Source organism: Devosia ureilytica (assembly GCF_024273195.1).
Taxonomy (GTDB): domain Bacteria; phylum Pseudomonadota; class Alphaproteobacteria; order Rhizobiales; family Devosiaceae; genus Devosia; species Devosia ureilytica.
The window spans coordinates 346,092-360,335 of record NZ_JAMZCU010000001.1 but is presented as its reverse complement, the minus strand read 5'-3'; the positions used below and the strand labels follow the sequence as shown (position 1 = coordinate 360,335).

Here is a 14,244-nt window from a genome sequence, read left to right as displayed (position 1 = left end):
TTACGCCAGCATCATCACGGGGTTTTCGATGAGGCCCTTGAACACGCCGAGCACTTCGGCGCCTAGGGCGCCATCAACGGAGCGGTGATCGCAGGAGAGCGTGCAGGTCATGAACTGACCAATCTTGATCTCGCCCTTATCGGGATACACGCGCTCCTCGCCCACGCCGACCGCCAGGATCGTGCCATGCGGCGGGTTGATGACGGCAGCGAAGTCCTTGATCCCGAACATGCCCAGATTGGAAACCGACGAAGCACCGCCCTGATACTCATGCGGCATCAACTTCTTGTTGCGCGCGCGGGTGGCAAGGTCCTTCACGGCCTCGGAAATTTCCCGCAAGCTCTTGGTGTCGCAGCTCTTCACAACCGGTGTGAAGAGACCGCCCGGAATAGCCACCGCCACGGCCACATCGCTGCGCTTGTGGTAGAGGATCGCATCCCCTGCCCAGGTGGCGTTGGCCAGGGGCACCCGCTGCAACGCGACAGCCCAGGCCTTCATGACAAAGTCATTGACCGAAAGCTTGTACTCGGGCTTGCCGTCCTTGGACTTGGGCGCGGACGCATTGATCTGCTCGCGGGCAGCAAGCAGTGCGTCGATCCGGCAGTCTACCGTCAGGTAGAAATGCGGAACGGTCTGTTTGCTCTCGGTGAGGCGCGCCGCAATGGTCTTGCGCATGCCATCGGCGGGAACCAGCTCATAGCTGCCCTCTTCGTAGAGGGACAGGACCTGGGCCTTGCTAAGGCCACCGGCCATCGCAGTACCACCCGATGCAGCTGCGGCCGGGGCGGCGGCAGCCTTGAGAGGCGTCTTGCCCGACTTGGCGGCCACAACATCCGACTTGACCACGCGGCCTTTGGGGCCGGTGCCGGAAATGGCGGCAACGTCGATCCCGGCTTCCTTGGCAAGGCGGCGGGCCAGAGGCGAGGCAAACACCTTGCCGCCATCGGCTTTGGCCGGAGCAGCCGCGGGCTTGGGGGCTTCGGCCTTGGCAGCAGGCGCCGGGGCGGCGGCCGCAGGCCCAGCAGCCTTTGGCGCCTCGGCCTTCGGCGCTTCAGCCTTGGGTGCGGGCGCTGAGCCAATGGCCCCGGCGTCCTCGCCGTCCTGAAGCAACACCGCGATAACGGCGTTGACCTTCACATTCTCCGTGCCCTCGGCCACGAGAATCTTGCCGATCTTGCCTTCATCTACGGCTTCCACTTCCATGGTCGCCTTGTCGGTTTCGATCTCGGCGATCACGTCACCGGAGGAAACGCTGTCGCCTTCCTTGACGTGCCACTTGGCAAGCTTGCCCTCTTCCATCGTGGGAGAGAGCGCCGGCATGGTGATATTGATTGGCATCCCGGTTCTCCCTTACGAGCGGTATGTGACAGCGTTCACTGCCGCGATCACTTCATCAACGTTGGGCAGCGCCAGCTTTTCAAGATTGGCAGCATAGGGCATGGGGACGTCCTTGCCGGTGACTCGGATAACGGGCGCATCGAGATAGTCGAACGCCGCTTCCATGACGCGGGCCGAGAGTTCGGCTCCGATGCCGCTTTGCGGCCAGCCCTCTTCCACAGTCACCATACGGCCGGTCTTTTTTACCGACTCGATGACCGTATCGCTGTCCATAGGACGCAGTGTGCGCAGGTCGATCAATTCCACGTCGACACCCGCTGCAACCAGTTTCTCGGTAGCCTGGGTCGCGTAGCGCATGCCCATCGAGAACGACACAATGGTGACATCCGCGCCCTTGCGCGCAATGCGCGCCTTGCCGATGGGCAGCACGAAATCGTCGACCTTGGGGACCAGCCCTGTCGAGCCATAAAGAATTTCGTTTTCGAGGAACACCACCGGATTGGGCGAGCGGATGGCGGCCTTGAGCAGGCCCTTGGCGTCTGCCGCGCTATAGGGCGCGATCACGGTCAGGCCCGGCACATGGCTATACCATGCCGAATAATCCTGACTGTGCTGTGCACCCACGCGCGAAGCGACGCCGTTTGGACCGCGGAACACCATGGGCGCCTTGACCTGACCGCCGGACATGTACAGCTGCTTGGCCGCCGAATTGATGATCTGGTCGATGGCCTGCATCGCAAAATTCCAGGTCATGAATTCGACAATCGGCTTGAGGCCCGCAAAGGCTGCACCAACCGCAAGGCCAGCAAAACCATGCTCGGTAATCGGCGTATCGATGACGCGATCCTTGCCGAACTCCTGCAGCAGGTTCTGGGTAATCTTGTAGGCGCCCTGATATTCGGCAACCTCCTCACCCATGATGAAGACGTCCTTGTCGAGGCGCATTTCCTCGGCCATCGCCTCGTTCAGCGCCTGTCGAACAGTCATTTCGACCATTTCGACGCCCTCGGGCAGATCAGGATCGGCCTGTGGTTCAAACTTGGGGGCAGCCGGAACAGCAGCAGCCTCAACGGCATCTGCACCCTTTTCAGCGGCAACGACGGGCGCCTCGGAAGGTTCGGGAGCCGTCTCGGCAACTGGCGCAGCTGCCGAACCAGCGCTTTCGCCTTCGGCCAGCACCATGGCGATGGGCGTATTGACCTTCACGCCTTCCGTGCCTTCGGCCACCAGAATTTCGGTGACCGTGCCTTCATCCACGGCTTCGACTTCCATCGTCGCCTTGTCGGTTTCGATTTCGGCCAGAACGTCGCCTGACTTCACCGTATCGCCAACCTTGACGACCCACTTGGCAAGCTTGCCTTCTTCCATGGTCGGCGACAAAGCGGGCATGAGGATTTGGGGCATATCAGCTCTCCACGAGGATCGCGCCGGGCATGGAGGCCACAGGGCGGATAGAGGAATTTAGGTTCAAGACAGCGGCATCGATCCGCCATCCCGTCAATTTTTTTGAGGTCGTCTCGGCCGCGCCATTCGGGCGCTGATTGACCACCCAGCCACTGAGCACCAAGCCCAGAATGACAAAGGCGACTGCAGCAATCACTGCGCGCTTATAAACAGCCGCCTGCACTTCACCAGAAAGACCCGCCCGCTGGCTGATCTCGCCAAAGCGCCACCAGCCAAATAGCCATCCGCGCCATTCGACCTGCGGCGCCAGCCGGCTGATGGCCATGGCCTGACCGGCGGCGAGAGCCACCGACAGGGCCGCAAACAGCAGGACTACGCCAAGCAGAATGGACATCGCGCCTCAGGCTTCGATGGTGATGTCGGTCCAGAGCTCGGCAGGTGCCGGCTCGGGATCATTGGTGGCAAAATCTGCGGCCTCGGTGACAATGGCGCGAATGTCGGTCTCGATCTTTTTGAGATCTTCCTCGCTGACCGAGCCACCTTCAATAAGTCGCGCCCGCACCTGCTCGATGGGGTCGCGCTCTTGCCGGTATTTGGTCACCTCGTCCTTGGTGCGATATTTCGCCGGGTCGGACATGGAATGGCCGCGATAGCGATACGTCAGCATTTCCAGAATATAGGGGCCATTTCCCGAACGGGCATATTCAATGGCGCGCTGGGCCGCGTCATAGACCATGCGCACATCCATGCCATCGACTTGCTCGCCCGGAATGTCGAACGATGCGCCGCGCATCGAGAAATCGGTGGTGGCAGCCGCACGCTCAATCGAGGTGCCCATGGCATATTTGTTGTTCTCGATGATGTAGACGACCGGCAATTTCCAGAGCTTGGCCATGTTGAAGCTCTCGTAGACCTGGCCCTGGTTGGCTGCGCCATCGCCAAAATAGGCAATGCTCACGGCGCCATCGCCCTTGTACTTGCTGGCAAAGGCAAGGCCGGTTCCGAGCGAAGCCTGCGCACCAACGATGCCGTTGCCGCCATAGAAGCGATGCTCATTGGAGAACATGTGCATCGAGCCGCCCTTGCCTTTCGACAGGCCGCCCTGGCGGCCGGTCAACTCGGCCATCACACCTTTGGGATCCAGGCCCATGACCAGCATGTGTCCGTGGTCGCGATAGCCGGTGATCTGGGCATCTTTGCCCTTCTCGCTGGCCATGGTGATCCCTGTGACCACCGCTTCCTGGCCAATATAAAGGTGGCAGAACCCGCCGATCAGACCCATGCCATACATCTGGCCGGCCTTTTCCTCGAACCGCCGGATCAACAACATCTCGCGAAACGCTTCGAGATCCTGCTCCTGAGTGAACTGGGGGATATTGGGCTGCGTCTTGGCCTTGGTGGCCGTCGCCTTGCGCGCCATTCTACACTCCGCTTGGGTCGGGGAATTTGCCGCTTTGGCCAATCAGGCCACTTCGCGCATGATACTGCAAGCGCATGAGCAATAACATTGCCCGGATCGCTAAACAAAACCAGAATTAAAGCGTTGAATCCGCTTCGATAATCGAGATTAACTGATTATCGATTAATTCTTCGAATTTACCGGAAATCGGTTTACCGCTTTGAGGATTCACCATCACGAGAATATCGTCGGCATGTGCCATGTTGAGCAACGCCCGGGCGCGTTCGGTGACAATGTCAGGATCGAGGTGGCGAGGATTGAGCAGCGAAACCCGGTGCCTGTAAGCATCGATCTCGGCCTGCAGAGCCGCACTGCGATCCTGCAGAATCTCGATATCGGACAGAATTTCTTCTCGGCTCTCGATGCCGAACTGGCCCGAAATAGCCGAATATCCAAGATAGCCCTGGAACCCGAGCAGGGTCACCGTGAGGGCCAGTGGACGCCAGAATGGGGGACGTTTGAGACGGGTGGGCATGGGCGAACCAATTCGAGACACCCGACAATGCCGTACAAGGGATTAATGCCCGGTTTCCTATTCTGCAGCGGCCCGGTCGCCCTTTGGGACATCGTGGAACAGCGCGCTCACCGACTCGCCATTGTTGATCCGCCGCATAGCTTCGGCCAGGGCCGGCGCGACAGAAAGCACAGTCACCTTGTCGCTCAGCTGATGCCCGGCAATGGGCAGCGTATTGGTGCAGACGATCTCGCTCAAATCAGCCTCGGCCGACAGCCGCTCCAGCGCCGAGCCAGCGAAAATACCATGGGTGCAGGCAATGCGGATCGAGCGCACACCATTGCTCCTTAGATGCGCCAGCAGCTCGATCATCGAGCCGCCGCTGGCGATTTCATCGTCCAGCACGATCACGTCCCGCCCGCGAACGTCGCCGATGATTGCGGAAATATGCACTTTGGTATCGCTGATCCGCTCCTTGGCGCCCGCCGCCACCGGCGTACCCAGGCGTCGCGCAAAGGCAGCAGCCGCCTTGGCATTGCCCAAGTCCGGCGAAACCACCACCGCATTGCTCAAATCATAGCGCTGGAAATAGGCAGCAAGCTCGCCGAGCGCATGCAGGTGATCTACTGGGACGCTGAAAAACCCATGCACCTGCGGCGAGTGCAGCGTCATTGTCACCACGCGATTGGCGCCAGCGGTCGCTAGCAGGTCCGCCACCAGTCTTCCGCCGATGGAAATGCGCGGCGCGTCCTTCTTGTCGGATCGCGCATAGGCATAGTGCGGAATGACGGCGGTAATGCGCGCCGCCGAGGCGCCCCGAGCTGCGTCCAGCATCAGCAGAAGTTCTACCAGATGATCCTGCACCGGCCCGCTCAGTGTTTGGATCAAAAACACGTCCTGCTCGCGGCAATTGGCCTGCAATTGCACTTCGAGACAGTCATTGGAGAAGCGTTTGACCGACGTTGGTTGTAGCGGCACGCCAAGCTGGATGCAGATCTCCTGCGCAAGCTGCGGATGCGAACTCCCTGCGAACACGGCAATCGGGTTCATGGCGCATCCTCGGCTTCTGGCGACGGTGCCCGTCAATAGCGCAAGGCACCATCACCCGCAAGCAAGCGATCACCTTGTGACCAGAGCCCTCAGGCCAGGGGGCGACGGTTTTGCGATGGGAGACCGCGACCGGACGAAGTCCTAGAGCGCCACCGTGTCGATCTCTTGGAACCGCTCCACCTCCGGTATCCATCTGTCACGCACGAACGCCACATGATCAGGGTGGACATTGTAGGCGTCATAGGCAGCCTGATCTGCAAATTCCATGGCAAAGCCGAAGTCGAAATCCGCCTTGGGGCTAACCTGCCTCAAACGCTCGAACTTTTCGACGCCGGGAATAGTGGACAGCACCATCGCCGCCTCCAGAAAGTCTCGCTCCTCCGTCGATCCTCCCGCGTGCCGCAGCGAGAACACCACACTGTGTCGGATCATTTGCCCGCTCCGATAGCTTCATTGGCCGCGATGGCCGCCATATTGACGATGCCGCGACTGGTCACTGAGGGCGCCAGAATGTGCGCCGGCGCCTTCATCCCCATCAGGATCGGCCCAACAGCCAGGGCATTGTTCATTTCCTTGAGCAGCGTCATGGAGAGATTGGCCGCATCGAGGTCCGGGAACACCAGCAGATTGGCTTCGCCCTTGAGCACTGTGTCTGGAATGTAGCGCTCGCGCAGCGCCTCGCTGAGCGCCAGGTCACCCTGCATCTCGCCTTCCACGATCATGTCCGGCGCAATGGATTTGAGCTTGGCATAGGCCTCGCGCATTTTGTAGGCGCTGTCGCCATCGCGCGACCCGAAGTTCGAATAGCTCAGCAGCGCCGCCTTGGCCTCAATATTGAAGCGCTTGAGGTGATCGCGCGCCTGGAGCGTGATTGACACGATTTCGTCGGCGCTGGGGTTCTGGCTCACATAGGTATCGGTGAGGAAGAACGCGCCGCGCGGCATGATCAGCATCGACAGCGCCGAAGCCTCGGTAACGCCGTCCTGCAGCCCCAGCACCGATCCGATGTCGCGCACATGCTTGATATAGCGCCCCTGCAATCCGCACAGCATCGCATCCACATCGCCGCGCTTCAGCGCCAGGGCACCAATCACCGTGGTATTGGTGCGAACGATGGTACGGGCCGTGTCCGGCGTCACGCCATTGCGGCCCACCAGCGAATGGAACAGGCTCACATAGTCGCGGTAACGCGGATCGTCCTCGGGATTGATGATTTCAAAGTCCCTGCCCGCCTTGATGGAGAGACCGAAACGTTCGATGCGCGCTTCAAGCACCGCGGGACGGCCGATCAGCACCGGACGGGCAATACCCTCTTCGAGCAGCACCTGCGCGGCCCGCAGCACACGCTCGTCCTCACCATCGGCAAAGGCGATGCGCTTGCCCTGACCCTGCGCCCGATCGATGATCGGCTTCATCACCAGGCCCGAGCGGAACACGAAGCGGTTTAGCGTGTCGAAGTAAGCGTCCCAGTCGGCAATCGGCTTCTTGGCCACGCCAGAATCCATCGCCGCCCGCGCCACCGCCGGTGCAATGCGCAGCATCAGCCGCTGGTCGAACGGATTGGGAATGATGTGCTCCGGGCCAAAAACCGCCGGCGCGCCGGAGGGCGACACTTCCAGCCCCGGCTCATGCGCCAACTTGGCAATGGCACGCACCGCCGCCAGCTTCATTTCCTCGTTGATCGTGGTCGCATGCACGTCGAGTGCCCCACGGAAGATGAATGGGAAGCAGAGGACATTATTGACCTGGTTCGGATAGTCGCTCCGGCCCGTGCAAACCATGGCGTCCGGCCGCGTTTCCTTTGCCAGTTCCGGCATGATTTCCGGGTTCGGATTGGCCAACGCCAGGATCAGCGGCTTCGGCGCCATTTTCGCCAGCATTTCGGGCTTCAGCGCCCCAGCCGCTGAAAGCCCCAGGAACACGTCGGCCCCCTCGATCACCTCGGCAAGGCTGGTCGCCTCGCTGGTGCGCCGGAATTGCCCGCGCCACTTGTCGTTGACGTCATTGCGCTTGTGGGTCACCAGGCCATCCTTGTCGGCCACCCAGATGTTTTCGTGCTTGGCGCCCAGCGCCACTAGCACATTGAGACAAGCAATGGCCGCGGCCCCTGCCCCCGACGTGCAAATTTTCACGTCCTCGATCTTCTTGCCTGCCAGCTCCAGTCCGTTGAGCACTGCCGCGCCCACAATGATCGCCGTGCCGTGCTGGTCGTCATGGAATACGGGGATCGGCATGCGCTCGCGCAGCGCCTCCTCGATTTCAAAACAGTCTGGCGCACGGATGTCCTCAAGGTTGATGCCGCCAAAAGTCGGCCACAACGGCGCCACCGCATCGATGAACTTTGTCGGATTGATCTCGTCGATCTCCAGATCGAACACATCGATGCCGGCAAACTTCTTGAACAGCACTGCCTTGCCTTCCATCACCGGCTTGCTGGCCAGCGCGCCGATATTGCCCAAACCCAGCACAGCGGTGCCGTTGGAAATCACCGCCACCAGGTTCTGTCGCGAGGTATATCGCGCCACGGATTCCGGGTTCTGGGCAATTTCTTCGCAGGGCGCGGCCACCCCGGGCGAATAGGCAAGCGCCAGGTCGCGCTGGTTGCCCAGCGGCTTCAGGGGCTGGATTTCCAGCTTGCCGGGTTTGGGGAATTCATGGAAATGCAGCGCCGCTTCACGCAAGGCCCGGCGCTGTTCATTGATATCTGTGGACACGAAACTCTCTCCCGGCAGGCCATTTGGCCGCGTTGGTGCCATCAATCCAAAGGATTGAAAAGGCCGGATACGCTCAAGGCGTCGAGTCCAGGGCAAAATTGCGACGTCAGCAGACTGAGGCGCGGTGAACCATCAAAATTGGGCGCGTTCCCGCCAGCTTGGCGACAGGTTCCGACTCAGGCCGCCGAGGCGACCACTTCCAACTGCGGTCGTGGATTGCCGGCCTGGTGCAGGGCCATCGCCAGCTCCTTGTACGCCGCGATTTTGAGGGCCGGCGCAAAGATATAGCCCTGGGCATGCAGCACGCCACGAGAACGCAGGTATAGCGCCTGCTCCTCCGTCTCCACGCCCTCGGCAACGATCTCGCAATCAAGGTCCTTGGCCATGGCAATCAACCCGTCCAGCACGGGTACCTGCGTGGTGCCGGGTTTGATCATATCGACGAAAATCCGGTCGATCTTGATCACGTCAACGCCCAGCGTGGCGAGGTAGGCCAGGTTCGAGTGGCCCGTCCCCGCATCGTCCATGGCCAGGCGTGAACCCAGCGCATGCAGGCCCGAAATCACGCTTGTTGTGGTCATGGAATTGTTCAGCGGCCGGCGCTCGGTAATTTCAAACACCAATTGGCGGAAGCTGATGGGCGACTGCCCAAATATCGCCTGCACGTCCTCAACGATGCCCACATCGCGGAAATGCCCCTCGAACAGATTGATCGAGATCTTCATGTCCGGCATCAGCTTGGACAGATCGCCGAGATCGTTGCGCACCTGCTGCATCAGCGACACGGTCATGGGAATGGCAAGCCCGGTAACCTCGGCGTAATCGATGAAGGCGCCAGGAGGGATCACCTGCCCATTGCGCTTTTCCCAGCGACACAGCACTTCGCAGCCCACGAGTTCACCAGTGCGCAGATTGATCACCGGCTGATAGTACGGTTTGATCTCATTGCGCTCGATGGCGCGTTCGAGGTCGAACGCTGGAACACGCGAGCGGCGAACATAGCTCAGGTTCAGTAGCAGGAACACCGCGCTGGCCAGGCAGGCAATGACGGTGAAAATGACATCGAGGTCGGCATAGCCGGCCCGAACCATGGCAAAGGGCACCGCGTATTCGACCTTGATCGGAAATTGACCTGCATAACCCTGCGCACTGATGTAGTCAGCGCTCGATGTCCGCCGGTCAAACCCCGAAGGATCCCCTATAGCCACAATGGCCAGACCATTGGTGAGCGTCACCCGCATCATGGCCGCGTCAAACATAGTTTCCGACAGCGCGTCCTCAGACTGACCAAGAAGCGGCACGAAGGCAGAAACCCGGCGGGTCTCGCCGAACGTCTGGGAAATCTTGAGCGCTGGCATGGCCATCTCGCCCAGCTTTACCGCTGCCATGGTTTCGGTCAGGCCGGGCACCGGCAGTGGCTGCGACAGCGGCGAATGGGTCACCATGCGTCCATAGGCATCGCAATATTGCACGCCGTCGAGGTTCTCGACGAGAAACTGCTTCAAATTGAGACTGGACTCTATCGCCGTCTGGGCGTTGGTCACGAAGGTCGGTGTGCAAAGCGAAGGGCTCTCTGCAATCACCTTGCGAAGGGCTGCAACGCCATCCATCGCGCTTGCATTGATATGTGAGCTTACGGACTCAACATACGACTGCGCATAGTCTTTTTCACGATATTGAACATAGGCGTCGAGCAGGTAGTCCACCGCAATAATGGGCACAAACGCCATAACGGCGCCCAGCAGCATCAGGATATTGGAGAACTTGGACTTCACACTGCGAATCCGAACCCGGAAAATCTTGCCTACCTGACTAGCAAGTTAAGTTTTAACGGGTCGTTAATGCTGATTAACCAGCGCTAACCATGGCTCAGCAAAAAGGGCGACCCAAAGGCCGCCCTTCCGTATCCAGGCTACACCGCCTTGGTCAGCTTTGCACGTTGAGCCGGACGCTGAGTTCACGCAACTGCTTGGCGCTGGCTGGGCTTGGCGCGCCCATCAACAGGTCTTCGGCTTGTTGGTTCATCGGGAACGCTGTGATCTCGCGCAGGTTCTGCACGCCACACAGCAGCATCACCACGCGGTCGATACCAAAGGCAGCGCCACCATGCGGCGGAGCGCCATACTGGAAGGCCCGATAAAGGCCACCGAACTGCTCCTCAACCTCCTCGCGCGACTTGCCCGTCAACTCGAAGGCCTTGATCATGGTCTCCGGTTCCTGGTTTCGGATCGACCCGGAGGCGATCTCGAAGCCATTGCAGACCGCATCATACTGATAGGCCTTGAGCGAGAGAGGATCGGCCGAGTTCAGCGCTTCCAGCCCGCCCTGCGGCATCGAGAAGGGGTTGTGAGCGAAATCGACGCGCTTTTCTTCCTCGTCCCATTCGTAGAATGGGAAATCAACGATCCAGCACAGGGCAAACTGCTCGGTGTCGATCAGATCGAGGTCGGTCCCCACCTTGGTGCGGGCTTCGCCGGCAAACTTGTAGAACTTGTCGGGACGACCGGCCACGAAGAACACGGCGTCGCCGTCTTCCAGACCCAGCTGGGCCTTGAGCGCTGCCGTGCGCTCCTCGCCGATGTTCTTGGCAATGGGGCCGGACCCCTGCCCTTCCTTGAAGAAGATATAGCCAAGGCCCGGCTGGCCTTCGCCCTGCGCCCAGGCATTCATACGGTCGCAGAAAGCCCGGCCGATCGGCTCGGCGCCTGCCTTGTTCTTGGCCGGAACCGCCCAGACTTCCACCTTCGGGTCGGCCTCGATCTGGTTGGCGAACACCTTGAAGCCCGAGCCGGCAAAATGCTCGGTCACGCTCTGAATTTCGATCGGGTTGCGCAGGTCGGGCTTGTCCGAACCATATTTGCGGATCGCGGTGTCATAGGGAATGCGGGGCCAGCCCTTGGTGACGCGCTTGCCATCGGCAAACTGCTCGAACACCTCGGTCATCACTGGCTCGACCGTGTTCCAGATGTCTTCCTGGGTCACAAAGCTCATTTCCAGGTCGAGCTGGTAGAATTCGCCCGGCAGGCGGTCGGCGCGCGGGTCTTCGTCGCGGAAACATGGTGCCACCTGGAAATAGCGGTCAAACCCGGCCACCATCAACAGCTGCTTGTACTGCTGCGGCGCCTGCGGCAGGGCGAAGAACTTGCCCGGGTGGATGCGGCTCGGCACCAGAAAGTCGCGCGCGCCTTCCGGCGACGAGGCCGTCAGGATCGGGGTCGAAAATTCGGTAAATCCGGCGCCGCCCATGCCGGAGCGCATCGCCGAAATGATCTTTGTGCGCTTGACGATATTGGCATGCAGCTTTTCACGGCGCAGGTCGATGAAGCGATAGCGCAGCCGGATATCCTCCGGGTATTCGGCATCGCCGAACACCGGCAGCGGCAATTCCTTGGCCGCCGACAGCACTTCAATGTCGCGAATGAAAATCTCGATGGTGCCCGTGGGGATGTTCGGGTTCACCACTGAGGCGTCGCGCAACTTCACTTCGCCATCGATCTTTAGAACCCATTCGGAGCGCACCTTTTCTGCGGTGCTGAACGCCGCGGAATCAGGGTCGATCACGCATTGGGTGATGCCGTAATGATCGCGCAGATCGATGAACAGCAGGCCGCCGTGGTCACGGACGCGATGCACCCAGCCACTGAGGCGGACATTATTGCCGGCATCACCCGCCGTGAGGGCGCCACAGGTGTGGGAACGGTAGCGATGAAGGGTCATGTCAGGTCTCGGAAATGCTGGAAAAAGGCCGGGTAGGAGCATCGGACCAAAAGGTGCGACGCAGTTTTCGGACGAATCCGATGCTCAACGAAGCGTGAGCGCGCACGAACCGATTCCTTCGGGACGTCCGGCGCACACGCGCGGGAAAAGCGCATGGCGGCCCTCGCTTGTCAAGCAACGGGGGCATATCGGTTTTGGCGCCTTTACCGCAAGGGAAATCGAAGGTGGAGCAATCGTGTTGCACCTGCTAGGAAGAATGTTGACGATTTTGAGACGGTATTGGGTATGGACCTCATTATTTCCACAGACGTGCTCGCGGCATTCTGCGAGCGCGCCGCCAAGTTCGAATTTGTGACGGTCGATACCGAATTCCTCCGCGAAACGACCTACTGGCCGCGGCTGTGCCTGATTCAGGTGGCAACGGACGACGAAGCGGTGCTTATCGATCCGCTCGCGCCCGACATCAAGCTCGCGCCCTTCTTTGACCTTCTCGCCAATCCCAATGTCACCAAGGTCTTCCATGCCGCCCGGCAGGACGTCGAAATCTTCGTCAAGCTGACCGGGGCGGTCCCGCACAACATCTTCGACACCCAGGTCGCTGCCAGCGTCTGCGGCTTCGGTGACAGCGCGTCCTACGATAGCCTCGTGCGCGCAATTTGCTCAGTCGAACTCGACAAGTCCTCGCGCTTCACCGACTGGTCGGCCCGCCCGCTCACCGAAAAGCAACGCACTTACGCCGTCGCCGACGTTACCTGGCTGCGCGACATCTATCGGGAATTGCGCAAGCAGGTTGAGGCCACGCGGCGCTGGGATTGGGTCGAAGACGAAATGACCACCCTGCGCAGCATCGACACCTACGTGGTCCAGCCCGAGCAGGCCTGGGAACGGTTGAAGATGAAGTTCAATCGCTCCCGCGATCTGGCCGCGCTCAAGGTTCTGGCCAAATGGCGCGAACAGCGGGCGCAGGACACCGACCAGCCCCGCAGCCGCATCCTCAAGGACGATGTGCTGGGCGAGCTGGCAACCCAGCGCCCGCTGACGCCCGATGCCTTTGAAAAGCTCCGCGCCGTACCGCGCGGCTTTGGCCGCAGCAGCGCCGCAGCTGAAATCATGGCTCTGCTCAAGGACGTCGAGGCTCTGCCTAAATCCGAGCTGCCGCCTATGCCCGAGCGCTACCGCGGTCCCTCGCCCAAAGGCGCTGTCGGCGATCTGGTTCGCGTCCTCCTCAAGGCCGTGGCCGAGCAGAATGGCGTCGCCGCCCGCATCATCGCCACTTCCGATGAAATCGACGCTCTCGTGCTCGACGACGATGCCGATGTTCCCGCTCTCAAGGGTTGGCGCCGCAAGCTCTTCGGCGAAAAAGCCCTGGCCATCAAGCACGGCCGCATCGGCCTCATCGCCACCCGCAAAGGCATCGTGGAATTCCCGGTCAGCCAGACTGAGGCGGCCGAGTAGCATTCTTGGAACGACCAATTTCGCGTGCTATTCTTGATACATGCGCGAACTGGCCCGAGAACAGCTTCTGAAAGAACTCCGTGAACTGAGACCTCAGTTCGAGCGTGGTGGCGTAACGCACCTCACTCTATTCGGCTCACGTGCAAGGGGTGACCACGGCCCCGATAGTGACATAGACCTGATGATCGAGGTTGACGATACGAAGCCGTTTTCAATGTTGAAAATGGTGGGCATCGGGCACATCGTGGAAGACCACACAGGACTACCCGCAAACATATTCATGAGAAGAAGTCTCGACGAGAGCTTTGTCAGGGCGACGAGAACAGATCTCGTACAAGTATTTTAATGACCAGGCGAATTGTCTATCGGCTCAACGACATAAGAGACTTGATCGCCAAAATACGTCGTGAGAGCGGCGTTCGAGCGGTATCTAGAAGCTGCAAGCGAAGCATCGCGGCACGTTCCGCAGGAGCTAAAGGATGATTATGGCCCCGATGTGCCGTGGCGCAATGTTGCAGATCTGGGGAATGTTCTGAGACACACTTATCACAGGTCGGACGCGCGAACTTTGTGGGACATCTACACGACCGAACTGGACGCACTGGATCGGGCAATTTCTTCGATGATCGATGCTGTCCAAGACGGCGACTAGA

Annotated in this window: 13 protein-coding genes; 3 read left to right on the top strand and 10 right to left on the bottom strand. The window is 60.3% G+C overall.

Going from position 1 to position 14,244, the window contains the following annotated elements; translation table 11 throughout:
• The 10 genes from NIM87_RS01800 to aspS form a co-directional block, all read right to left on the bottom strand.
• Positions 1-1,338 (bottom strand): pyruvate dehydrogenase complex dihydrolipoamide acetyltransferase, encoded by a 1,338-nt coding sequence (locus NIM87_RS01800; protein WP_254672916.1) that lies wholly within the window; start codon positions 1,336-1,338, stop codon positions 1-3.
• A gap of 12 nt (positions 1,339-1,350) precedes the next feature.
• Positions 1,351-2,742, bottom strand: a complete 1,392-nt coding sequence (locus NIM87_RS01795) for a pyruvate dehydrogenase complex E1 component subunit beta (protein WP_254672915.1) — start codon at positions 2,740-2,742, stop codon at positions 1,351-1,353.
• Between the two features lies 1 nt (position 2,743).
• Positions 2,744-3,136, bottom strand: coding sequence for a hypothetical protein (locus NIM87_RS01790; RefSeq protein WP_254672914.1), 393 nt, complete (start codon positions 3,134-3,136; stop codon positions 2,744-2,746).
• 6 nt (positions 3,137-3,142) lie between these two features.
• Positions 3,143-4,162, bottom strand: coding sequence for a pyruvate dehydrogenase (acetyl-transferring) E1 component subunit alpha (gene pdhA / locus NIM87_RS01785; protein ID WP_254672913.1), 1,020 nt, complete (start codon positions 4,160-4,162; stop codon positions 3,143-3,145).
• 115 nt (positions 4,163-4,277) lie between these two features.
• Positions 4,278-4,676, bottom strand: coding sequence for an FtsB family cell division protein (locus tag NIM87_RS01780; protein WP_254672912.1), 399 nt, complete (start codon positions 4,674-4,676; stop codon positions 4,278-4,280).
• A gap of 57 nt (positions 4,677-4,733) precedes the next feature.
• Positions 4,734-5,705: a ribose-phosphate diphosphokinase gene (locus tag NIM87_RS01775; RefSeq protein ID WP_254672911.1), complete on the bottom strand. Its 972-nt coding sequence runs from the start codon at positions 5,703-5,705 to the stop codon at positions 4,734-4,736.
• 141 nt (positions 5,706-5,846) lie between these two features.
• The gene (locus NIM87_RS01770) at positions 5,847-6,137 is read right to left on the bottom strand and encodes a Dabb family protein (protein ID WP_254672910.1); all 291 of its coding nucleotides are present in this window, start codon (positions 6,135-6,137) and stop codon (positions 5,847-5,849) included.
• On the bottom strand, positions 6,134-8,461 hold the full coding sequence (locus NIM87_RS01765) for an NADP-dependent malic enzyme (protein WP_269467857.1): 2,328 nt from the start codon (positions 8,459-8,461) through the stop codon (positions 6,134-6,136). The genes NIM87_RS01770 and NIM87_RS01765 overlap by 4 nt, the downstream gene beginning before the upstream one ends.
• 134 nt (positions 8,462-8,595) lie before the next feature.
• Entirely contained in the window at positions 8,596-10,194 is a 1,599-nt protein-coding gene (locus tag NIM87_RS18680; RefSeq protein ID WP_254672909.1) for an EAL domain-containing protein, read from the bottom strand.
• A gap of 151 nt (positions 10,195-10,345) precedes the next feature.
• The gene (gene aspS / locus NIM87_RS01755) at positions 10,346-12,136 is read right to left on the bottom strand and encodes an aspartate--tRNA ligase (RefSeq protein WP_254672908.1); all 1,791 of its coding nucleotides are present in this window, start codon (positions 12,134-12,136) and stop codon (positions 10,346-10,348) included.
• Positions 12,137-12,421: 285 nt separating this feature from the next.
• On the opposite strand from aspS, the gene rnd reads away from it, so the two are divergent.
• Genes rnd through NIM87_RS01745 form a run of 3 tightly spaced genes read left to right on the top strand, consistent with a single transcriptional unit; the run spans position 12,422 to position 14,243 of the window.
• A complete protein-coding gene (rnd, locus tag NIM87_RS01750; RefSeq protein WP_254672907.1) occupies positions 12,422-13,591 on the top strand; it encodes a ribonuclease D in 1,170 nt (389 codons plus the stop codon).
• 40 nt (positions 13,592-13,631) lie between these two features.
• Entirely contained in the window at positions 13,632-13,937 is a 306-nt protein-coding gene (locus tag NIM87_RS18780) for a nucleotidyltransferase family protein (protein WP_408640043.1), read from the top strand.
• A gap of 60 nt (positions 13,938-13,997) precedes the next feature.
• Complete coding sequence (locus tag NIM87_RS01745) at positions 13,998-14,243, top strand: HepT-like ribonuclease domain-containing protein (protein ID WP_254672906.1); 246 nt, start codon at positions 13,998-14,000, stop codon at positions 14,241-14,243.
• Position 14,244 lies beyond the last annotated feature (1 nt).

Coding starts and splice junctions, on each gene's coding strand:
- NIM87_RS18780 (WP_408640043.1), top strand. CDS start 13,632: ATGCGCGAACTGGCCCGAGAACAGCTTCTGAAAGAACTCCGTGAACTG.
- NIM87_RS01790 (WP_254672914.1), bottom strand. CDS start 3,136: ATGTCCATTCTGCTTGGCGTAGTCCTGCTGTTTGCGGCCCTGTCGGTG.
- NIM87_RS01775 (WP_254672911.1), bottom strand. CDS start 5,705: ATGAACCCGATTGCCGTGTTCGCAGGGAGTTCGCATCCGCAGCTTGCG.
- NIM87_RS01770 (WP_254672910.1), bottom strand. CDS start 6,137: ATGATCCGACACAGTGTGGTGTTCTCGCTGCGGCACGCGGGAGGATCG.
- rnd (WP_254672907.1), top strand. CDS start 12,422: ATGGACCTCATTATTTCCACAGACGTGCTCGCGGCATTCTGCGAGCGC.
- NIM87_RS01800 (WP_254672916.1), bottom strand. CDS start 1,338: ATGCCAATCAATATCACCATGCCGGCGCTCTCTCCCACGATGGAAGAG.
- aspS (WP_254672908.1), bottom strand. CDS start 12,136: ATGACCCTTCATCGCTACCGTTCCCACACCTGTGGCGCCCTCACGGCG.
- pdhA (WP_254672913.1), bottom strand. CDS start 4,162: ATGGCGCGCAAGGCGACGGCCACCAAGGCCAAGACGCAGCCCAATATC.
- NIM87_RS01765 (WP_269467857.1), bottom strand. CDS start 8,461: ATGGCACCAACGCGGCCAAATGGCCTGCCGGGAGAGAGTTTCGTGTCC.
- NIM87_RS01795 (WP_254672915.1), bottom strand. CDS start 2,742: ATGCCCCAAATCCTCATGCCCGCTTTGTCGCCGACCATGGAAGAAGGC.
- NIM87_RS01780 (WP_254672912.1), bottom strand. CDS start 4,676: ATGCCCACCCGTCTCAAACGTCCCCCATTCTGGCGTCCACTGGCCCTC.